This window comes from Flagellimonas amoyensis (assembly GCF_003058265.1).
In the GTDB taxonomy this organism is placed as follows: domain Bacteria; phylum Bacteroidota; class Bacteroidia; order Flavobacteriales; family Flavobacteriaceae; genus Flagellimonas; species Flagellimonas amoyensis.
Genome location: NZ_QBUK01000002.1, coordinates 178,152 through 198,088 on the forward strand (window position 1 = coordinate 178,152; position 19,937 = coordinate 198,088).

Below are 19,937 nucleotides of genomic sequence, written 5' to 3' on the forward strand. Positions count from 1 at the left end.
CTTGTTTTTTGCTTTCAGGTCAAAAAAAAGGTGTTACCTAGAAAAGTAACACCTTTAATTTAAATCTGAAATGCTATCATTATTTTTTATGTCTTGGCTCAGAGGAAACAGTTAATCTCTTTCTTCCTTTGGCTCTTCTTCTGGCAAGAACTTTTCTACCATTGGCAGTCGCCATGCGCTCCCTAAAACCATGCTTGTTTCTTCTCTTCCTTTTTGACGGCTGATACGTTCTTTTCATTTCGGAACTTTTTATCGATTTTGTTCGTGGGAATTGTTTTCCCGAAAAATTCTGGGCGCAAATATACGAAGACTTTTTACTTTGGCAAGTCCCAAAAGAAAATATTTAAATTTGTTTTTGTTACTTTTGCCACCTCTAAAACATTCGGTAAAAATCTCCAACTCTATGTTCAACAAAAATATCAAACTCGTTATTGCAGGTCTTATCATTGCTTATGCCGTGTACCAGTTCGTGGAGGGCAACATTGGCAATGGCATTGCCCTTATCCTGTTCTCCCTGGTGTTCATTTTCCTGTACTTCAGGAACGAGTTTATCCTCTTGGCCTTTCTGCGTATGCGCAAACAGGACTTGGAAGGTACCCAAAAATGGTTGGAGAAGATCAAGAATCCCGAGGGAGCACTCATCAAAAAACAACAGGGCTACTTCAATTACCTGCACGGGATCATCTATTCCCAAAAGAACCTGACCCAGGCCGAAAAATACTTCAAAAAGGCACTGAAACTGGGACTTACCATGGATTATGATGTGTCCATGGCCAAGTTGAGCCTTGCCGGGATCGCCATGCAAAAACGCAGAAAACGCGAGGCTACCCAACTGTTGCAAGAGGCCAAAAAGCTGGACAAGAACAATATGCTGACGGAGCAGATCAAGATGATGCAGCAGCAGATGAAGAAAATTTAGGGCAAAATCTCCTAAATCAGTACTTTACCTCCCCGCACTCGATGTGCGATAATACCCCTTGTTCGGGATCTCGATCACATATTTTTTTCGGGAGCTGTTGTTCAAGTGGGGCTCTCGCAACCAAGGGTTGTGCCTTTTCAGCACTTTATAGTTGATCTCGTAAAGCTGGGCAAAGTCAGCCCAACTGGCCACGGCCGTATCCACTTCTACCGTAAAAGTGGGCACTTCGGTGTACAAATCGCCTTCTTCCACCAAAAAGCCATACTTTCCAGGGTTGGCAATGATCTCTTTGATGGCCATGATGCGGAACACGTAGCGGCCGGTCTCCTCGCCCAACAATAGATCGTAGTAATCCCCTGCTTTCTGGATGCCCATAAACCGTTGGATACCCGCAGGGCCTGCATTGTAGGCCGCAGCAGTGAGTGTCCAGCTACCAAATCGTTCCTTCCATTTCTTCAGATAGTCACAGGCCACCTGGGTGGATTTTTCCACATGGTACCGCTCGTCCACATTATCGTTCACCTCAAGGCCATATTCCCTGCCCGTATCTTTCATGATCTGCCAAAAACCCGTAGCCCCTGCAGGTGACACCACGTTTTGAAGGCCACTTTCGGCCACGGCCAAATATTTGAAATCGTCCGGGATACCGTTCTTTTTCAAAATGGGCTCTATAATGGGGAAATACTTGTTGGCGCGTTTCATCAGCAACAAAGCATTGGATTGCCAATACGTGTTCACCAAAAACTCACGATCTACGCGCTCCATGATTTCCGGGTCGTCCAAAGGAACGGGCTCGCCCGCAAAATTGAGGTCTTTGGGAATCTCGATAGCACTGATCCTGTAGCCTTGGGCCACATTTTTATCGTTTACCACCTCTGCTTCGGGAGTTTTTTCCTCAACAGGTTCCGGGGTCGACTGCACCGCAAAAATAAAGGTGCCGGTCACCGCGATCAATCCAATAAATGCCAATATGTTCTTGATATGTTTCATAGCCAAAATTTTTATAGGGTACCGTAAAGATACTATATAGACGTGCTTATCCTAAAATTATTGTGGGGAGATTTTCATTGAACCACCTTGTCCGGTGGATGATCATGGTGTGGGTGCCATTCTTCACCACTATGCACTGCTTGATGTTGGCCACGGGAAAAACCGTGTCCTTTTCCCCTTGGATATGCACCACGTTCGGGGGCGGTACGGTCTGGTTCCAGTTCACAATCTGGTCAATGGACCAATCGATATACTGCTTGTCCCGGACGGAAAGGTATTTTTCATAGAGGTGCAAACGCTTGGTCACCGTTTCGCCAAAGGCATATTTGGCCAAAAGCTCCACATTGGTCACCAACCCCGTCGGGAGCAGTTTGTGCACCTTGGTATATTTGGCAAAGAGCATGCGCTTGGGAAGTTCCGTCCTGCTTTTTACCGAGGAGACCACGATCACCTTTTTGGGGTGGATGAACTTGGCCATCTCCTGCACCAACATCCCTCCGAAGGAAACCCCCAGCAATACAGGATTTTCATGTTGTATGCGGGTACACATTTGCTGCGCGTAGGCTTCTAGGGACATCCCTTTTTCCGGGATGGTCCAATCCAACAAATGGACCTCAAAAGTTTCGGGAGAAAGATGGATGCCCTCAAAAATAGATGGTGCGGCTGCCATTCCAGGCATCAGGTACACATGGGTTTTTGTATCAGGCATATTCCACCAAAGATCGTCAACCACTAGGAAATTAACAATTTTTTGACTAATTTTGTATCCCTTTTGTAGCTGACCCCAATTATTGAACTATTTTTTTAAGGGGATTGATCTGATCATCTTTAGGGATGGTCTAAATCTTACAGAGTCATTAAAAACAGTACTATATGACAGAAATGGAAATTAACGACAATAGTTTCTTGCGCCAGTTTGAAGCTAGGGTCAATGGGCATTTAGCCAAAATTGAATACTCTTCCCAGGAGCGCAAAGTCTTTTTGACCAAGCTGGTGATTCCTGAGGAAATTGACCAAGAGGGATTCAAAGAGGACTTCATCAAAGCCGTTCTGCACCAAATCCAGGAAAAAAACCTTCGCGTGGTCCCGACCAGCCCGCACATTGCAGGTTTTTTGAGAAAGAACAGACAGTACAAGGAAATGTTGCCCGTGGGAATCCGCATCTGATACCCACCAACATTCAAGAAAATCAAAGCCCTCCCTCCCGGAAGGCTTTTTTTATGCCAAAATGGTATCGGTGACAAACTCGAAGCGTACCAGACCGTCCTCATCGATCTCCGTAAGCTCCACATGGTGTAAAGTGTTCACCAGTTCTGGGTTCCAAGGAGCCTTTACCTTCACATAGTTTTCCGTAAACCCGTGAATATAGCCCATCTTGTTATCACCTTCGAACAATACGGTCCTAGTGGTGCCCAATTGGCTCTCATAAAACGCCCTTCGCTTTTTGGTAGATAGACCGCGGAGCATTTTACTGCGTTTGTTCCTCACGTTTTTGGGAACCGCCCCTTCCATGTCCGCCGCCAAGGTGTTGTCCCTTTCGGAATAGGTGAAAACGTGCAGGTATGAAATGTCCAGTTCGTTCAGAAAATGATAGGTTTCAAGGAAATGTTCGTCGGTCTCCCCGGGGAACCCCACGATCACATCCACCCCTATACAAGCATGTGGCATGGCCTTTTTGATACGATTCACCCTATCCACATACAGATTGGAGAGATACCTCCTTCGCATCAACCGCAAAATGGTATCGCTACCACTTTGCAGGGGCACATGGAAATGGGGCACAAAGGAATTGCTCTGCGACACAAAATCAATGGTCTCGTTCTTCAACAAATTGGGTTCTATGGACGATATGCGCAGGCGATGGATGCCATCAATTTGGTCCAGGGCCTTTACAAGGTCAAAAAAGGTATGCTCGTGCCGCTTGTTGCCAAACTCACCCTTTCCATAATCGCCAATATTCACCCCGGTCAGCACAATTTCCTTGATGTCCTGCGCCGCGATCTCACGGGCATTTTGCAGAACGTTCTCCAAAGAATCGCTTCGGGAAATACCGCGGGCCAAAGGAATGGTGCAATAGGTGCATTTGTAGTCGCACCCATCCTGCACCTTTAAAAAAGCACGGGTACGGTCCCCGATGGCATAGCTGCCCACATAAAAATCCGCTTCCTCAATTTCGCAGGAATGCACTTCTCCCCCATCATTCTTGGTGAGATCGTTCAGGTAATCGGTGATCTTGAACTTCTCGGTGGCTCCCAAAACCAAGTCCACCCCATCCACAGCGGCCAGTTCTTCGGGCTTGAGCTGCGCATAGCACCCCACAGCGGCCACAAAGGCCTCAGGGTTTGCTTTTTGGGCCTGTTTCACGATACTCTTGAAACGCTTGTCGGCATTTTCGGTGACGGAGCAGGTATTGATCACATACACATCGGCCCGTTCGGAAAAGTCAACACGCTCAAAGTCCTCCTTTTCAAAACTCCGCGCTATGGTGGAAGTTTCGGAGAAATTGAGCTTGCAACCGAGTGTGTAAAATGCAACCTTTTTGTTCATCTGCCCATCTGACTTTAGGGCCGCAAAGATAATGATTTATTGGGAGTTATGGGAACAGCTTTGCTGTGGAAATAGCAAAATAGGTTTTGTAAAACAACGGGGGTAACTTACCCAAAACGAGATAGATGAACTTTTGAACAAAGTAACATCGGACGTTTGAACAAAACCATCTGCCAATTCCTTCTCCAATTTTGCTCCATAAAACAAATCAAATATGGAACAACACAATTATCAAGGGGCATTGCAGAACCCCATCGGCTCAGGATTCAATGCAACGTCAACCGCAGCTGAAGTCATCCAAGGGATAGATCTTACAGGGAAAATTGCCATCGTGACCGGGGGCAACACAGGCATCGGTCTGGAAACCACCAAAACGTTGGCAAGCGCAGGGGCCACCGTGATCGTTCCGGCAAGGGATATTGAAAAGGCCAAAATCAATCTACAGGGAATGGCCAACATTGAAGTGGAGACCATGGACTTGATGGACCCCAAATCCATCGATGCCTTTGCGGAAAAATTCCTCGCTTCGGGCAGACCGTTGCATTTGCTCATCAACAATGCGGGCATTATGTGGGTGCCTTTACGGCGGGATAAACGTGGTATGGAATCCCAACTGGCAACCAACTATTTGGCGCAGTTTCAACTCACGGCCAGACTATGGCCTTCGCTGAAAAAGGCAAATGGCTCGCGAGTGGTCAATGTTTCTTCGTCCGGTCACCAATTTGCTCCTTTCAACTTTGACGACCCCAATTTTCTGAAAAGGGACTACGAAACCTTGCAGGCCTATGGTCAGTCAAAAACAGCAGTGAACCTATTTTCGCTTGAACTGGACAACAGGGCCAAATCATACAACGTTAGGGCCTATTCATTACATCCCGGTTCCATAGGCGGGACCGAGTTGGCTAGGGAAGCATCGTTGGAACTCTTCCAACAAATGGGTTTTTGTGATGCCGAAGGCAATATTTTGCCCGAAGTGGCAGCATCCCTAAAAACCATTCCCCAAGGAGCCGCCACAACGGTATGGTGTGCTACCAGTCCATTGCTCACCCAACTTGGAGGGGTGTACTGCGAAGATGTGGATATTGCGGCACTGTCCTCCGATGCATCCCTGTCGAGGGGCATCAATCCTTATGCGCTTGACATGACCTTTGCAAAGCAACTGTGGGAGTTGAGCGAAGATTTGACCGGGATATCATTTCCCGTCCACTGATATTGCTACCTTTATACCACACAGGCCTATGGACTATCAATTAAAATATATCACACCCGAGATCAAGCTTTCCTCCTATGAGGACAAGCTGTTCAAAACGGAAGTGGTGTTTGACCACCATATGCTTGTGTGGTTCATTTCAGGCGAAACCAAGATCATTCAGGCAGAAGAAAGCCATGTGTTCAAGCCCGGGGACATCTTCCTGATTCCCAGAAACCAACTGGCCACCATCATCAACTATCCAAAAGATGGGCTACCGCATCAATCCGTGGTGATGCACCTATCCACGGACAGGCTCCGGGACTTCTATACCAAATTGGATGTAAGGCCCAAAGTCGTTCCAGCACCAAAAATCATCCGTTTTGGAAGCCATCCGTTGTTGAAAAGTTGCCTATCCTCCCTAATCCCCTATTTTGAAATGCAGGAAGAGGAATTTCCAGAAAACATCGCTTCCTTGAAAATCACCGAGGCCATATCCATCCTCAGAACATTGGACAGGGACATCGACAACATTTTGGCCAATTTTGAGGAACCGTACAAAATAGATCTGGCCACTTTTATGGAGCGGAATTTCATGTTCAATATGCCGTTGGAAAAGTTCAGCTATTTGTCCGGCCGGAGCCTGACCACCTTTAAACGGGATTTTCAAAAAGTGTTCCATACCACCCCACAGCGTTGGCTTACCCAAAAACGTCTGGAACTGGCACATTACCAATTGGCCAAAAAAGAACGAAAACCGGTAGAGGTCTATCTGGAAACAGGTTTTGAGAACCTGTCGCATTTCTCTTTTGCCTTTAAAAAGCATTTTGGATATGCGCCTACTGCATTGGTCCAACCTCAAAGAAATAGCTAGGACTACCTAAAATGCAAAGGGTACATTCTTTACTTGGATCTATTTTCTATTATTATGATCGAAAGAAAGATAGTCCTCTAAAAAAGAATATTTTGCCCTCAATAGATTTAAATCTTTAATTTGCAAAATCTTAACAGAAATCCTAAAAAGATTCTGTAGTCATAACCCCAAGATGAAATACTTAAAATGATGCCTTTTCCAAAGGTGCCATTCATTCAAATAAAACCAATACAATAGAAGTATATTTTGGGCATGAAAAAAATTATCAAATTTACATTGTTGGGCATCTTGGCTATTGTGGCCCTCTTCGCAATCAACTTTTTCACAATCAAGAAATTAGATGCAAATTATTTGCACTCTGAAAGCCTATTTTTAAAGCAGGATTCTACGCCTCCACCTCATAAGGTCCCATCCCACTTCCTGGACGGTGCGCGTTTCCTTGTAAAGATTCCCATGGCAAACAACGATACTATTTTGGGATTCTGTGATAGTGGCGGAGGGTTATCAATGCTGATGCCTTTTGCCAAAAACACATCTTCTATATCCGACAAAACAAAGAAAGGTTTTCTTAAAGGAGTGATGCCAATGGAGTATATTCTGTTCGGTGACCTTACAAATGATCCAAAATTCCCGGCACCTATGCCTATGCGATATTTTGCTCTAAGAAAACCTTTCTCCCTTATTGATGAGCCTTATTTGATAGTTCCTCCAGAAGACGAGGAGTTAAAAATGTTCGCAGATAAATTACCCATGATGAAAGTTTTTTTAGGGCAAGGATTTTTTATGGGAAAATCATGGACCCTTAATTACATTGATCAAGAAATATGGGTAAACACCCCGCTGGATGAAGACCCCAAGAATGATCACAACATACAAAAGATAGGGTTCAAAAAAAATGACGCCGGAATTCCTATCTATGGGCATCCAAGCATGAAAATTCAAGTTGAAGGAGAAACCATAGATGTCCTTTTTGACACAGGTGCAACTTTTGTGCTTTCAGAGAATGGGCAAAAATTGCTTCAAACCAACAAAAGCACTTTGGCAGGATCATTCATTGCTGCTTCCATTTTTGACAAATGGCAAAAAAATCATCCCGATTGGAAGGTGTACCCTGAATCTGATATGTCCCGTGACATTATTGAGGTACCATTGGTTAAAATAGGCGAATTTGGAGTTGGCCCAGTACTGTTTTCTAAAAGACCAGACGAAAACTGGTCCAAAGGAATGATCCAATCAATGGATAAAGTTGTAAAAGGTGCCATTGGGGGTTCGGCCTTAAAACATTTTAAAGTAACCATCGATTATAACTCCGAATTGATCAAGTTCGGGAAATAGCCAAAAACCTTTTTCAAGTTTTTTTCATCTCTGCATAATAGGTATTCCACACTATTTGTTTTGAAAGTATTGTGTAGTGGAATTGATTCCCTATTTGCGCCTTTTGACTCAAATTAGCAATACTGGGACAACCTTAAGTACCACCGAAATGTTTTAAGGACATTCCTGCCATGCACAAAACTAAACAGATGACCTCCTATTTATCCGACTTGAAAAAAAGCCTTGCTTTTTATGGCTTTGCTTTTGGTTACTCTTACATTCAGTTACTATTTCTGCACAGTCACCCAATGATCCAATAAAGCCTCGGATCGTGGTTACTGCTAATCCCGAACTTGATGACAACAACTCTTTAATCAGGTTTCTACTATACAGCACCGACTATGACATTGAAGGTCTTATATGTACTAGCTCTGGATATCATTGGAAAGGCGACGGCAAAGGCACAAATGGTTTGTTCCAGGGCGGGAATACGACCGCTTTGGTATGGGAACCTGTTCATGTGAATCTTGGAGGTGGGCAGAAGATGAAAAGTTCATTGATGATGTTGTGGAAGCTTATGAAAAGTCATACCCAAACCTAAAAATCCATAACCCTGATTATCCCGAACCTGCATACTTAAAATCGAAGATCAGATGGGAAAATGTAACATTTGACGGTGATTTTCCCAAGGACACACCTGGGTCCGATCTTATCAAATCATTGATATTGGATGACAAACCCGGTCCCCTCTTCATTACGGCTTGGGGAGAACAAAGCACCATTTCCAGGGCTTTGAAATCCATTCAAGATAAATATGAAAATACGATGGAATGGCCTTCCATCAAACAAAAAATCTCCAAAAAAGTTATCTTGTTTCCCTCTGGGGATCAAGACGACACTTATGCCAAATACATCAAACCGTTTTGGCCAGATATTGAATACAGACAATTCCAGAACAGTCCCAATTATGGCTATGGCACACAAATCAATGCCCAAACTGAAAATGCCCAATATTTGACCCTAAAATGGATGAAAAAAAATGTCTCCGATCAAGGAGCATTGGGCGAAATCTTTCGTGTGTGTGGTGATGGAAAACAAATGGTGAAAGGTAGCAAAGTAGACTATTTTGGATTTTCCGGCTACACCAACGAGGAACTTAATAAAATGGGCTATATGGTCTCGATGTCGGTTCAAGAAGAAGGCTCCTGGTTGGGCGAAGAGGACAATCATACCTTCATGAACATGCTTGGTAATGGCCTTCGCGCATACGAAGATGCCACTTATGGAGGCTGGGGAGGCCATTCCATAGGAAAGGATATTTCCAAAGCGGTTACTTTTCTACTCAGGGAAATGCCGATGCCCTTGCTTCACAACTTGGAAACCAGTATAACGCTAAGAAAACCACATATCCCAATTTCTTTCCACAAGCCCAACGTCATTTTTAGCCGCTCGTTTGCAGTGGTCCGTGACTTCAAAATTTAAAAACGCCAACCATGAGCCCAAGGTTCTCATCCAGGGACCTTAGCAAGTTATGGTTTCCCCTTGGACAAAAAGTACCATTGTTCGGAGAGGTTTCCGACTCAGATGGGGACGAGGTAAACATGAAATGGTGAGCGTTCGATAGGGACACTTATCAAAGGACCGTTAACATTGAAAACCATAAAACGTTGAATGCAACCGTTATGGTGCCTCAAGATACCCAAAGAGGCCAAACCATCCACATTGTTCTGGAAGCCACTGATACGGCAGCCTTAAGCTTAACACGCTATCAACGTATCATCATTGAGGTGAAATAGGACTTTCTTCCTTAAGCTTTCCAAGATTTTACCCTAAATTCGTAATGCCGATAGTGCAATCACAATCGGATATCAGATCGCCTTTGGAAAAACTCTTCAAAATATTCAGGTTTACGGAAGCGGATGCCAAAACCCTAGAAGGCCAAAGCATTGAACCGCACATTCACGATTTTGAGGAATTGATCATAGGCGTAGAAGGCAAGATTTCCCATTTCATCGATTTTGACGATGAAATCGTCTATGCCCCTTTTGTCAGCTTTGTGACCCAAGGCAAGCCCCACCTGTTAAGACCTCAGCTGAATGAAGGTAAATGCGACCTTTGGGTCATCCGTTTCCGCAGCGAGTTCATGTCGGAGACCATTTTCAAGCTTTATGGCTATTTCCACAACAGGGCCAACATTACCCTGCCCACCAACCGTTGTTTCGGCAGGCTCACCTCGCTCTGCGAAATGATGCTCGACGAAGTGGAACGCCCCCATCCCAACCTGTCCATCATCAAACAATTGCTCACTTCCCTGCTGACGATGGTGTACAACGAAAAACCTGAAAATCCGGACCAAGACTCCACCAATGCGCATTCGCAGACCTATGCCAACTTTTTGCGCATTCTGGAAGAGAATTTCCGGCGACCGGTGAAAATCTCCTTTTACGCCGAAAAACTGTTCATGAGCGAACGCAACCTCAACCTCATCTGCCAAGAAGTGATGCAGCAGAGCGTGGGCGAGATCATCGAGACCCGCAAACTCACCGAGGCGAAGAACCTGCTCATCAACACCAACAAGACCATTGCCGAAATCGGTTTTGAACTGGGCTATAACGAGAAGGCCTACTTCTCCAAAGTCTTCAAACGCAAGACCGGACAGACCCCATCGGCCTTCAAGGAAGAGATGAAACAGCTCATTTCCTAAAAGTACAACCCTTCTTCCAAAAGGTATTACCCTTGCTTGGGGGTATTGAAAGATCTTTGTATCAAAGAAATAAGTCAATAACCCAAAAATTAAAAACAATGTCAAATAAGACCACTTGGAATTTAGATCCAACACATAGCGAACTTACCTTTAAGGTAAAACACCTCATGATCTCCAACGTAAAGGGAGAGTTCACCAAATTCAGCGCCACCATAGACGGAGCCGATTTTGAGACCGCAAAACTATCGGCCACCATCGATGCCGCTTCCATTTTCACCAATAACAATGATAGGGACGGCCACCTGAAGAGTGCCGATTTCTTCGAAGTGGAAAACTATCCTGAGTTGAAATTTGAAAGCACTTCCTTCAAGAAAGTGGACGACGACGAATACAAACTTACAGGCGACCTTACCATCAAAGGAACCACGAAATCCATTGAACTGGATGTGGATTTTGGCGGATTCATGAAAGACCCCTACGGAAACGAAAAAGCAGGTTTCTCCATTGCCGGAAAAATCAACCGTAAGGATTTTGGCCTGAACTGGAACGCTGCCCTTGAAGCTGGTGGGGTGATGGTGAGTGAAGAAGTGAAAATTGCTGCCGAGGTCCAGTTTGTAAAGACCGAAGCCTAACTCAGATGCAACAGTGTCCCGGATTCCGAAAGGGTCCGGGTTCCCTAAAGTTCCCCCTTTTTAAATGAACCGGAAGGATTTCATCAAAACCCAGGGAATCATCCCTTTTGCCACTACCATGAACGATTTCAGCACATTACGGTCGCTCGACAAGAGCCTGCCCCTTTCCGAGAAGATGCCCGTGCTCTTTTTGGGACATGGAAGCCCCATGAACGCCATTGAGGAAAATGAGTTTATCTCCTCCTTCCGCAAATTGGGCAAGGAAGTGGCAAGGCCCAAGGTCATCCTTTGCATCTCGGCCCACTGGGAAACCCGTGGCACCAAGGTGACGGCGATGCAGAATCCGCCCACCATACACGACTTTGGCGGTTTTCCACAGGCCCTGTTCGATGTACAGTACTCTGCACCTGGAAGTCCTGAAATGGCCCAGGAGACCAAGGACATCATCACCAAGACCGAAGTGGAACTAGACCACCATTGGGGATTGGACCACGGCGCCTGGAGCGTGATCAAGCACCTATACCCCAATGCGGATGTGCCAGTGATCCAACTCAGCTTGGACTACACCAAAGACCCGCGGTACCATTACGAACTGGCCCAGCAATTGGAAGGCTTGCGCCACAAGGGGGTACTGATCGTAGGGAGTGGCAATGTGGTGCACAACCTGCGCCGCGTGGCCTGGCAGAAACTGAACGACACCTATGCCTGGGACTGGGCCCATGAGGCCAATGAAAAGATGAGATCTTTCATTCTGGACGGCAACCACGATGCCCTGATCAACTATCACAAACAAGGGAGCAGCTTTGCGATGTCCATACCCACGCCAGAACACTACCTGCCCCTACTCTATGTCCTGGCCCTGCAGGACAAGTCCGAGGAAGTGGCGCTGTTCAACGACAAGACCGTGGGAGGCTCCATCAGTATGCTGTCCCTCAGAATTGATTGATACACATGAACAAAAAGAACAATACATACAAAATTCATTTACAGGAGGTTACATTGAAAGATGGAACCCAAGGCACACGGTCCATCGAATTTGATTTTGACAACCACGACAACATCTTGGACATATTGGAACTGGTCAAGGACCGCAATCTGTTCCAATCCAAAAATGAAGACATTGAATTTGTGGTGGGACTCAAGCTCTTTGGCGAAGTGCTACTGAAGAACAGGAACCATCCACTTTTCACGGAATTGGCTCCCCAGTTCGCAACATTCATGAAAAAATTGAAAAGTACGGTCAAGCCACAGGACCTCAAGCATTGAAAACGCCTTTACTTTGATTGATGATGAGAATCCCAGCTACCAACGTACCAGTGGTGCTGGGGTTTTCTTTTTTTCGGTCGGGAGCATCCTCATTTTGAAGGCAATGCATCTTAAGGTATGCCAGAAATTGCTACCTTCAAGCAATAAACAAACCCAACCGTATGAAACTTCGAATCCTTGCGGCCGCCATCGCCCTGATGGCCATCCAATCCTGCAAACAAGAACCAGCTACCTCCTTCGCCGACTATCAAGGGGACGAGACCTATACCGTGATTGTCGGTGAGAACAAGGTAGGCCACCTCAAGACCACCACTGTGGGCGATACCATCCATGTGGATTACGATTACAAGAACAACGGCCGTGGCCCGACCATGAAGGAGACCATCGTGTTGAACCCCGAAGGCTATCCCATCGATTGGAAGATCAGCGGGAACACCACCTTTGGCAATGCCGTGGACGAACATTTTGCCCTCGAGGGCACGAACGCCTCTTGGACGGATGCCACAGGTTCCGGCAATGCGAACGTGGAAGCCGCCCAACTCTACGTGAATCAGTTCGGGAGCCCCTATTCCTCCGTACTGGCCGCCAGATTGCTACTGGACGCCCCCAACAATACTTTACCCGTGCTGCCTGCAGGGAACCTCACGCTGACCGAGATGGAGAAAATCAGTGTGCCACAGCCTTCCGGCGAAGGCGAACTGGCCCTGACCACCTACGCGCTATCCGGGGCCGAACTGAACCCTTTCTATTTTATTTTGGATGATCACAAGCGTTTCTTCGCTTTCATCGACCCTCGGTACATTGTGATCCGCGAAGGGTTTGAGGCCGTGGAAAAGGACATGCGTCAACTGGCCGAAAATTATTCGGCCCAACGCTACGAGACCCTTCAAAAGAAATATGCCCACAACTACGATAAAAAAGTGCGCATCCAGAACGTACGGGTGTTCAACCCCGAGACGATGGCCCTCACCGACCCGGTTTCCGTGGTGGTGGCCGGTGAAAAGATCACGGCCATAGAAGCGGCCGATGCCACTGGTGAGAACGAAGTGGTCATTGCCGGGAACGGTGGCACCTTGGTGCCCGGTCTGTACGAAATGCACGCCCACTCCGGCGACAATGGTGCCCTGTTGAACGTATTGGCCGGGGTGACCTCCTTCCGCGATATGGGGAACGACAACGAAGTGCTGTCCGATCTGATCGGAAAAATCGATGCTGGCGTATTGGCCGGTCCACGCATCACCCGATTGGGCTTTATCGAGGGCAAAAGCCAGTTCAACGCCAACAACGGCATCATTGTGGAAAGTGAGGTCGAGGCCCTGGCCGCTGTGGACACCTATGACAGTCTGGGTTATTATGGCGTAAAGCTCTACAACAGCATGAACGGGGATTGGGCGCCCGCCATTGTGAAAAAGGCCCACGAAAAAGGGCTCTTCGTGACCGGGCACGTGCCCGCCTTCTCCAATGCCAATGCCATGCTGAATGCCGGCTTTGACGAGATGACACACATCAACCAAACCATGCTGGGTTGGGTGCTGGAACCCGAGGAGGACACCCGTACCCTGCTCCGCCTAACCGCCATGAAGCGTTTTCCCGGACTGGACCTGAGCAGTCCCAAGGTGCAGGAGACCCTGGGCCTTTTTGTCGCGAACAAAACGGCCATCGACCCCACGCTGTCCATCCACGAAAAACTGATGCTCTCCCGCAACGGACAAGTATCGCCCGGCACCGAGGACTACATCGACCACATGCCGCCCAATGAGCAGCGTGGCATGAAAGTGGCCTTGGCACAGATTGCCGATGCCGAGGAAGACAAGGCCTATCGCGAAGCCTACCAAAAAATTGTGGAAACCCTGCGACTCATGAAGGAAAAAGGCATTCTGATCGTGGCGGGGACCGACCTGGGCGGGGCCTTTAACCTGCACCGCGAACTGGAACTGTACACCCAGCAGTTGGGCTACGCCAATGCCGAGGTGCTGAAACTGGCCACCTATGACATGGCGCAGTATTTGGGCCAAGCGGATTTGGGCAGCATAACCCCCGGGAAACTGGCCGACTTCTTTTTGGTCCCCGGCAACCCGGTGGAGGACATCAAGGCGATCAAGAGCATTGCGTTGGTAGCTCGTGGCGGCACGTTTTACTACCCCACCGAGGTGTACCCCGAGTTTGGCATAGCACCCTTTACCCAAATGCCCGAAGTGAAGGAATAATGCGGGTATCAACAACAGTTTTTAAAAAACCAGTGACCGAAAATGTTGCTGGTTTTTTGTTCATAAAAGCACCTTATCTTTAAAAATTGACGCAAAGGGTTTTTGAAAATGAACACAGCACAAAAATTGGGCTTTGATCCCAAGGCCAAACTATTGATGATCCATGCGGATGATGCCGGACTTTCGCATGCAGAAAACCGGGCCACCATGCTGGCGTTGGAAAAAGGGATGGTGAACTCGTACAGCATTATGGTGCCCTGCCCTTGGTTTCATGAAATGGCGCTCTTTGCCAAAAACTACCCCCAATATGATATGGGCCTGCATCTTACGCTTACCTGCGAATGGGAAACCTACCGTTTTGGTCCCGTGTTGCCCGTTTCGGAAGTGCGCGGTTTGGTGGACGAACATGGACATTTCTTTAGAAAAAGGGAACAATTGCGGCAAAATGCCACCGCCGAAGAGGTGGAAAAAGAGTTGAGGGCCCAGATTGAAAAGGCCCTATTGTTGGGGTTGCGCCCCACCCATCTGGACTCCCATATGTACAGCGTGGGATCCCATCCTGATTTTTTTAAGGTTTACAAACGCTTGGGCGAACAATATGGTCTCCCTGTGCTCATCAACAAACAGATGATGGAGATGGTGAGGTTGGACCCCGTGACACACATAACGCCCGACGACCTGACCATTGACCATACCTATTTGGGCGCCATTGCGGATTTTGAAAAGGGCCAATTTACCCAAGGGTACCAAGATATGTTGGAAAACCTACAACCGGGCCTGAACCAGATTTTGATCCACCCTGCCATTGATGAACCCGAAATGCAGGCCATTGCCATAAACCATCCCTACTTTGGGGCCGAATGGCGACAGATGGACTTTGACTTTTTTACCAATGAAAAAACTAGGGACACCCTCCAAAAGCACCAAATTGAGTTGGTGACCTGGGGTGAACTCATGGCCTACCGAAACAGGTTCCAAATGTAGTATGACCTCTTTTATGAATTGCCTGAAGTGAAGGAAGAGCTTTGGGTATCAACTACAATTGATATAAATCAGTAGCAGAAAATGTTATTGCCTTTTCAATCAGCCAAAGCACACAAATACAGCGGTTTATGTTGATAAATATGTTGATTGATTAGAAAAGATGTAAGCTTTCATAACTAGTTTTCTATTAAATTGGCCAATTGTATTATGCATAATTATCATTCATTTTATAAGATTTATTCAATTCGTGAGGTTCAAACTTTTTTGGAAATCAAAGTTCAAATAACATGTTGATGAATAGAAGTTACTAATAAATATGAAATTCATATAATGACAATAAATTTGCTTATGATTAACCTATAGCTTAATTTTGTGTTGAAGAAAGCGAAAGAAATATTAAAAAGTGCTGACGGGAAAAGAATAATTTGTGTAGATATTGAAGAATGGGAAGAAATTTTCGAATACATTAATCAAGATGAAAAACACAAAAAAAAGTTCAAATACATCTGTGGTATTATTTTGGACGGCCACAGAAATACAGACGTTTATGACAAAGAAGACATAAACGACAAGTGCAAGGATGTTACAGCAATGAAATTCTTTAAAGGGAATGATAATGACAGAATTTATTGCAAAGAAATTTCCTTAGAAGACAAAACCTACGTTGTTATTGCTTGCAAACTTTTAATAAAAAAGAAATCCAAAAAAAATAATAAGAAGAACAACCCACTAATTAATTCAGTTGGAAAATCCAAATATGAAATCATCCGAAAAGAATATCCAAAATCTTGACTCAGCCTTTGACAGCTTATTTGATAATCATGAAGTAGACTACGATATTGAGGCAAAGGTTTTAGCTTCAAAAATTTTGTCCGAAATATCAATCATTACTACTCAAAAAAAAATAAAGAGGAAAGCTTTAGCTGAACTTATTGGGACTTCTGCTAGTTATTTGACTCAACTTTATAGGGGAACAAAACTTTTAAATTTCACCACTCTCGCCAAATTAAAGGATAAACTTGACTTAGATATTGAGATAAAAATTAAGGAAAATAACTACGATAGTTTGCAAAGTGATTCTTACTATTCAAGCCTTACTAAAGAAATAAGTCATGGTGCTGTTAAAACTAAATGGTTTATTTACTCTAAAGTCAATAAAACGAACCAAGAAACATTCACTGATATTGAAGTTACTAAACCATCTTCAGTAAAAAACAAACAATTAATAGCATAATGAAATTAATAGAATCAGATTTAATTTTAGAAGAGTTTTTCATAGTTAACTCCAATTATGCATTTATTGAGCCTAATGAAGACTTGACAGACATTAAAGATTTGATGAGAGATTATTCTCTAGATATTGATTTTGTTGTTAGAGACGTGAAAAATGAAGACAATAAATATCTGATCTTTGCAAAAGTAGAAATAAATGACAACGAAAACCCAGTGCCTGGATATACAATTTTTGCTGAAGGGATTTCAATATTTAGATTTAATGAATCAGCTACATTATCGGAACGTGACAGGTCTGAATTTTTATGGACATCAGGTGTATCAATATCAATTAATAATTTGAGGAATTATATTTCCACTAAAACTTCTTATTATCCATTGGGTAAATACACTTTACCCAGTGTTGATTTGACAAGATTATTAAATACAAAAAGAGAACTAATGAATGAACAAAAAAAGAAAAGCGATAAAAAAAATGATGTTTAACAAACAAAACTTTTCCCAAGTCACAAGCAAACACTTTGCCTTTTTTATCATTTGCTAGACACGTAGTATCTGCCTAACTCCAAAAGGTAAATTTAGACATCAACAACCCTCTTTCTCTTGACTTTGAGATTAGAATTTTGTTCCAATAAATCTCCTAAGTATCGCTGAACTTCCGTTCATTTTTCATCTTCAAAGTGTCAGGACGCTTATGTTCCTGCGACGAAAAAATCATCAATCATCAATCAAAAAACAATCCCATGAAACAATTCCGTTTATCCATGCTCCTAGGCATGCTTTGCATGACCTCAGTTACACAAGCCCAAACTGCCCAAACCATCCCCTTGGAAGAAGCGTATTGGGCCCTTGAAGAAGGCACCAAGGCCACTTTTGAGACCTTTGACGGTCGCCCAACCATGCTCCTCGACGGCAAAGCCTTTGCAAAGGGCATCGAATTTTCCAACGGTGTCCTGGAAATGGATGTGTACGCCAACTCCAAACGCAGTTTTGCGGGCTTTTTGTTCCGAAAACAAGACCGAAATTTTGAGGAAGTCTATATGCGCATGCACAAGTCCGGACAGGTGGATGCCGTGCAGTATACCCCTACCTATCATGGGGACAGCAACTGGCAACTCTACCCTGAACATCAGGCGCAAGTGACTTTTGCAACCCAAGGGTGGAACCACTTGCGGGTGGTGGTGGACAACTGGACTGCGACCCTTTTTATTAATGGCGAGCAGGTATTGCACGTGGATCACTTAAAATCGGGCAACTTGAACGGTGAAGTGGGTGTTTGGGCACTACTGGGCAACTGCTTTTCCAACGTTTCCATTACCCAAACCGGTGAGGCCGTGGCCAAAGAGCCCTTCCCTGTCCCAACCCCGGACGAAGGCATCATTGCGGAATGGCAACTTACCGAGGCCAAACCTTATATCGAGGGAGAAATCGCGCTGAATGATCTTGAAAAGGCAAAGACCATCACCGCACGCACGGAGCAGTCGGGACTTCTCCCTATCTCCAAATATCTGGCAAAGCCGACATCGGGCAATTTTGAAGCCAATCCAGAGGCCTATACGGTGGCTTCCACGACCATTTCTGTGGAGGCTGACCAAACCAAGCTGTTTTCGTTCGATTATAGCGATAGGATCGTGGTGTATTTGAACGGCAGCCCCATTTTTTATGGCAACAATGCCTTTCGGTCCAAGAACAACCAATACCAAGGACACATAGGACTGGGTGCGAACAAAATACCGTTACAGCTCCAAAAAGGCATCAACACCTTGTACTGTGTGGTCATTGACAAAGCCAACGGTTGGGGATTGATAGGAAAATTAGAGTAGGGGTCAGAAGTTCCGCCACTTCTTCGTGAACTCAAAAACGTGTTCCAAGATGCGGGCCTCGGTATCGTTGAACTCCATATTGCGGCGTTTCATCATGGCCGTGGCCACCTCAAAGGCCTTGCTGGGCAAAAAGGTGGAGAAGCCAGCGGCCCCGCCCCAACTATAGCTGGGTACAAAATTTCGGGGAAACCCACCGCCAAAGATGTTGGCACTCACCCCTACCACGGTCCCGGTATTGAACATCACATTGATGCCGCACTTGCTGTGGTCGCCCATCATGAGTCCGCAAAATTGGAGCCCTGTCCGGGCAAAGTTTTCGGTCCGGTAGTTCCAAAGGCGTACTTCGGCGTAATTGTTCTTCAGGTTGGAGGTGTTCGTGTCCGCGCCTATATTGCACCACTCCCCCAGTACCGAATTGCCCAAAAAGCCGTCATGGCCCTTGTTGGAGTTGGCGAAGAGCACGGAGTTGTTCACCTCGCCGCCCAATTTGCAGCCCGGTCCGGCCGTGGTGGGACCATAAATTTTGGCCCCCATCTTCACAATGGCACTTTCACAGAGCACAAAACCGCCGCGCACCATACTGCCTTCCATCATCAGGGCGTTTTTGCCAATGTAAATAGGACTTGTGGAGGCGTTCAAGGTACAGAACTCCACCGTGGCCCCTTCCTCCAAAAAAATATTCTCCGGGGCCAACACTCGATTGGTCTCGGATATGGGTTGACTTTTTCTGCCTGCGGTCACTAGGTCAAAATCCGATTGGATCGCTTCACCGTTCTTGGAAAAGATGTCCCAGGTATTTTTGAGCGTGATGCCTTCAAAGGCATGTTGGATTTCTTGGAATTGCGAAGCGTCAAAAGCACCTTCAAGGGTTTTGGTCGCGTAGGCTATGTATTCGCTGCCATCCATCAAGGCCTCCCCCAATTGCAATTGTTGGATGGCCCGCACTACATTTTCATTGGGGAGATAGCTGCCGTTGATCACCACATTTTCATCACCGGCATGCAACGGGAATTTTTCCGAAAGATAGTCCTCCGTTTGGAAGCTCAGGGGCACACCCAACCATTTTTCCCATTTTTCCCTGATGGTCAGGATGCCGATGCGCATCTCGGCCACAGGACGGGTCAGTGTAAAGGGGAAAAGGTCTTCGCGGTGGATACCATCGGAAAGAATAAAGTTCATAAGCGATGCTTTTGACTTGGTAAAAATAAAAAACGCCCCCGAAAAACATCGGGGGCGTTCCTATAAATCGTTAAAA

22 protein-coding genes and 1 pseudogene are annotated in these 19,937 nt (G+C 45.7%); 18 read left to right on the forward strand and 5 right to left on the reverse strand.

Annotated features, from left to right (window positions below; all coding sequences use genetic code 11):
* Window positions 1-79 precede the first annotated feature (79 nt).
* Entirely contained in the window at window positions 80-238 is a 159-nt protein-coding gene (rpmH, locus tag DB398_RS03340) for a 50S ribosomal protein L34 (protein ID WP_072882462.1), read from the reverse strand.
* A gap of 165 nt (window positions 239-403) precedes the next feature.
* Here rpmH and DB398_RS03345 point away from each other — a divergent pair, with 165 nt between their 5' ends.
* Window positions 404-919: a hypothetical protein gene (locus DB398_RS03345; protein WP_108422993.1), complete on the forward strand. Its 516-nt coding sequence runs from the start codon at window positions 404-406 to the stop codon at window positions 917-919.
* 24 nt (window positions 920-943) lie between these two features.
* Here DB398_RS03345 and DB398_RS03350 read toward each other — a convergent pair whose 3' ends face one another.
* Complete coding sequence (locus tag DB398_RS03350) at window positions 944-1,909, reverse strand: lytic transglycosylase domain-containing protein (protein WP_108422994.1); 966 nt, start codon at window positions 1,907-1,909, stop codon at window positions 944-946.
* Window positions 1,910-1,955: 46 nt separating this feature from the next.
* Window positions 1,956-2,618 (reverse strand): alpha/beta fold hydrolase, encoded by a 663-nt coding sequence (locus tag DB398_RS03355; RefSeq protein ID WP_108422995.1) that lies wholly within the window; start codon window positions 2,616-2,618, stop codon window positions 1,956-1,958.
* Between the two features lie 164 nt (window positions 2,619-2,782).
* On the opposite strand from DB398_RS03355, the gene DB398_RS03360 reads away from it, so the two are divergent.
* A complete protein-coding gene (locus tag DB398_RS03360) occupies window positions 2,783-3,076 on the forward strand; it encodes a GNAT family N-acetyltransferase (protein ID WP_072882456.1) in 294 nt (97 codons plus the stop codon).
* Between the two features lie 51 nt (window positions 3,077-3,127).
* Here DB398_RS03360 and mtaB read toward each other — a convergent pair whose 3' ends face one another.
* On the reverse strand, window positions 3,128-4,456 hold the full coding sequence (gene mtaB / locus DB398_RS03365) for a tRNA (N(6)-L-threonylcarbamoyladenosine(37)-C(2))-methylthiotransferase MtaB (RefSeq protein ID WP_108422996.1): 1,329 nt from the start codon (window positions 4,454-4,456) through the stop codon (window positions 3,128-3,130).
* A gap of 214 nt (window positions 4,457-4,670) precedes the next feature.
* On the opposite strand from mtaB, the gene DB398_RS03370 reads away from it, so the two are divergent.
* The 16 genes and pseudogenes from DB398_RS03370 (at window position 4,671) to DB398_RS03435 (ending at window position 18,682) form a co-directional block, all read left to right on the forward strand.
* Window positions 4,671-5,666, forward strand: a complete 996-nt coding sequence (locus tag DB398_RS03370; protein ID WP_108422997.1) for an SDR family NAD(P)-dependent oxidoreductase — start codon at window positions 4,671-4,673, stop codon at window positions 5,664-5,666.
* Between the two features lie 28 nt (window positions 5,667-5,694).
* On the forward strand, window positions 5,695-6,519 hold the full coding sequence (locus tag DB398_RS03375) for an AraC family transcriptional regulator (RefSeq protein ID WP_108422998.1): 825 nt from the start codon (window positions 5,695-5,697) through the stop codon (window positions 6,517-6,519).
* Window positions 6,520-6,771: 252 nt separating this feature from the next.
* Window positions 6,772-7,854 (forward strand): hypothetical protein, encoded by a 1,083-nt coding sequence (locus DB398_RS03380; RefSeq protein WP_108422999.1) that lies wholly within the window; start codon window positions 6,772-6,774, stop codon window positions 7,852-7,854.
* 310 nt (window positions 7,855-8,164) lie between these two features.
* A complete protein-coding gene (locus DB398_RS18715) occupies window positions 8,165-8,434 on the forward strand; it encodes a nucleoside hydrolase-like domain-containing protein (protein WP_417935539.1) in 270 nt (89 codons plus the stop codon).
* A complete protein-coding gene (locus tag DB398_RS18410; RefSeq protein ID WP_199913343.1) occupies window positions 8,338-9,315 on the forward strand; it encodes a nucleoside hydrolase-like domain-containing protein in 978 nt (325 codons plus the stop codon). Before DB398_RS18715 ends, DB398_RS18410 begins: the two co-directional genes overlap by 97 nt.
* Before the next feature lie 155 nt (window positions 9,316-9,470).
* Window positions 9,471-9,629: pseudogene (locus tag DB398_RS18720) on the forward strand (hypothetical protein); the annotation flags it as partial.
* 44 nt (window positions 9,630-9,673) lie between these two features.
* Window positions 9,674-10,537, forward strand: a complete 864-nt coding sequence (locus DB398_RS03390; RefSeq protein WP_234416023.1) for a helix-turn-helix transcriptional regulator — start codon at window positions 9,674-9,676, stop codon at window positions 10,535-10,537.
* A 98-nt stretch (window positions 10,538-10,635) separates the two neighbouring features.
* Window positions 10,636-11,169, forward strand: a complete 534-nt coding sequence (locus DB398_RS03395) for a YceI family protein (protein WP_108423000.1) — start codon at window positions 10,636-10,638, stop codon at window positions 11,167-11,169.
* 64 nt (window positions 11,170-11,233) lie between these two features.
* A complete protein-coding gene (gene ygiD / locus DB398_RS03400; RefSeq protein WP_108423001.1) occupies window positions 11,234-12,115 on the forward strand; it encodes a 4,5-DOPA-extradiol-dioxygenase in 882 nt (293 codons plus the stop codon).
* 5 nt (window positions 12,116-12,120) lie between these two features.
* The gene (locus DB398_RS03405; protein ID WP_108423002.1) at window positions 12,121-12,435 is read left to right on the forward strand and encodes a DUF3861 domain-containing protein; all 315 of its coding nucleotides are present in this window, start codon (window positions 12,121-12,123) and stop codon (window positions 12,433-12,435) included.
* A gap of 161 nt (window positions 12,436-12,596) precedes the next feature.
* Window positions 12,597-14,642 carry an amidohydrolase family protein gene (locus DB398_RS03410; protein WP_108423003.1) on the forward strand — a complete coding sequence of 682 codons (2,046 nt, stop codon included), beginning with the start codon at window positions 12,597-12,599 and terminating at the stop codon, window positions 14,640-14,642.
* Between the two features lie 108 nt (window positions 14,643-14,750).
* Complete coding sequence (locus DB398_RS03415; RefSeq protein WP_108423004.1) at window positions 14,751-15,626, forward strand: polysaccharide deacetylase family protein; 876 nt, start codon at window positions 14,751-14,753, stop codon at window positions 15,624-15,626.
* A gap of 372 nt (window positions 15,627-15,998) precedes the next feature.
* Window positions 15,999-16,418 (forward strand): hypothetical protein, encoded by a 420-nt coding sequence (locus DB398_RS03420; RefSeq protein ID WP_159076294.1) that lies wholly within the window; start codon window positions 15,999-16,001, stop codon window positions 16,416-16,418.
* Entirely contained in the window at window positions 16,384-16,860 is a 477-nt protein-coding gene (locus DB398_RS03425) for a helix-turn-helix domain-containing protein (RefSeq protein ID WP_108423006.1), read from the forward strand. The genes DB398_RS03420 and DB398_RS03425 overlap by 35 nt, the downstream gene beginning before the upstream one ends.
* Entirely contained in the window at window positions 16,860-17,345 is a 486-nt protein-coding gene (locus DB398_RS03430) for a hypothetical protein (RefSeq protein ID WP_108423007.1), read from the forward strand. The genes DB398_RS03425 and DB398_RS03430 overlap by 1 nt, the downstream gene beginning before the upstream one ends.
* A gap of 257 nt (window positions 17,346-17,602) precedes the next feature.
* Window positions 17,603-18,682, forward strand: a complete 1,080-nt coding sequence (locus DB398_RS03435; protein WP_234416025.1) for a 3-keto-alpha-glucoside-1,2-lyase-like domain-containing protein — start codon at window positions 17,603-17,605, stop codon at window positions 18,680-18,682.
* Window positions 18,683-18,685: 3 nt separating this feature from the next.
* Here the strand turns inward: DB398_RS03435 and DB398_RS03440 are convergent, their stop codons facing one another.
* Complete coding sequence (locus DB398_RS03440) at window positions 18,686-19,861, reverse strand: GlmU family protein (RefSeq protein ID WP_108423009.1); 1,176 nt, start codon at window positions 19,859-19,861, stop codon at window positions 18,686-18,688.
* Window positions 19,862-19,937 lie beyond the last annotated feature (76 nt).

Excerpts from the sequence above, each read along its gene's own strand:
- DB398_RS03415 (WP_108423004.1), top strand. The coding sequence starts at position 14,751 with ATGAACACAGCACAAAAATTGGGCTTTGATCCCAAGGCCAAACTATTG.
- DB398_RS03395 (WP_108423000.1), top strand. The coding sequence starts at position 10,636 with ATGTCAAATAAGACCACTTGGAATTTAGATCCAACACATAGCGAACTT.
- DB398_RS03390 (WP_234416023.1), top strand. The coding sequence starts at position 9,674 with ATGCCGATAGTGCAATCACAATCGGATATCAGATCGCCTTTGGAAAAA.
- DB398_RS03355 (WP_108422995.1), bottom strand. The coding sequence starts at position 2,618 with ATGCCTGATACAAAAACCCATGTGTACCTGATGCCTGGAATGGCAGCC.
- DB398_RS03410 (WP_108423003.1), top strand. The coding sequence starts at position 12,597 with ATGAAACTTCGAATCCTTGCGGCCGCCATCGCCCTGATGGCCATCCAA.
- DB398_RS03370 (WP_108422997.1), top strand. The coding sequence starts at position 4,671 with ATGGAACAACACAATTATCAAGGGGCATTGCAGAACCCCATCGGCTCA.
- DB398_RS18410 (WP_199913343.1), top strand. The coding sequence starts at position 8,338 with ATGGGAACCTGTTCATGTGAATCTTGGAGGTGGGCAGAAGATGAAAAG.
- DB398_RS03405 (WP_108423002.1), top strand. The coding sequence starts at position 12,121 with ATGAACAAAAAGAACAATACATACAAAATTCATTTACAGGAGGTTACA.
- DB398_RS03435 (WP_234416025.1), top strand. The coding sequence starts at position 17,603 with ATGAAACAATTCCGTTTATCCATGCTCCTAGGCATGCTTTGCATGACC.
- mtaB (WP_108422996.1), bottom strand. The coding sequence starts at position 4,456 with ATGAACAAAAAGGTTGCATTTTACACACTCGGTTGCAAGCTCAATTTC.
- ygiD (WP_108423001.1), top strand. The coding sequence starts at position 11,234 with ATGAACCGGAAGGATTTCATCAAAACCCAGGGAATCATCCCTTTTGCC.
- DB398_RS03350 (WP_108422994.1), bottom strand. The coding sequence starts at position 1,909 with ATGAAACATATCAAGAACATATTGGCATTTATTGGATTGATCGCGGTG.
- DB398_RS03425 (WP_108423006.1), top strand. The coding sequence starts at position 16,384 with ATGAAATCATCCGAAAAGAATATCCAAAATCTTGACTCAGCCTTTGAC.
- DB398_RS03440 (WP_108423009.1), bottom strand. The coding sequence starts at position 19,861 with ATGAACTTTATTCTTTCCGATGGTATCCACCGCGAAGACCTTTTCCCC.
- rpmH (WP_072882462.1), bottom strand. The coding sequence starts at position 238 with ATGAAAAGAACGTATCAGCCGTCAAAAAGGAAGAGAAGAAACAAGCAT.
- DB398_RS03375 (WP_108422998.1), top strand. The coding sequence starts at position 5,695 with ATGGACTATCAATTAAAATATATCACACCCGAGATCAAGCTTTCCTCC.
- DB398_RS03345 (WP_108422993.1), top strand. The coding sequence starts at position 404 with ATGTTCAACAAAAATATCAAACTCGTTATTGCAGGTCTTATCATTGCT.
- DB398_RS03380 (WP_108422999.1), top strand. The coding sequence starts at position 6,772 with ATGAAAAAAATTATCAAATTTACATTGTTGGGCATCTTGGCTATTGTG.
- DB398_RS03430 (WP_108423007.1), top strand. The coding sequence starts at position 16,860 with ATGAAATTAATAGAATCAGATTTAATTTTAGAAGAGTTTTTCATAGTT.
- DB398_RS03360 (WP_072882456.1), top strand. The coding sequence starts at position 2,783 with ATGACAGAAATGGAAATTAACGACAATAGTTTCTTGCGCCAGTTTGAA.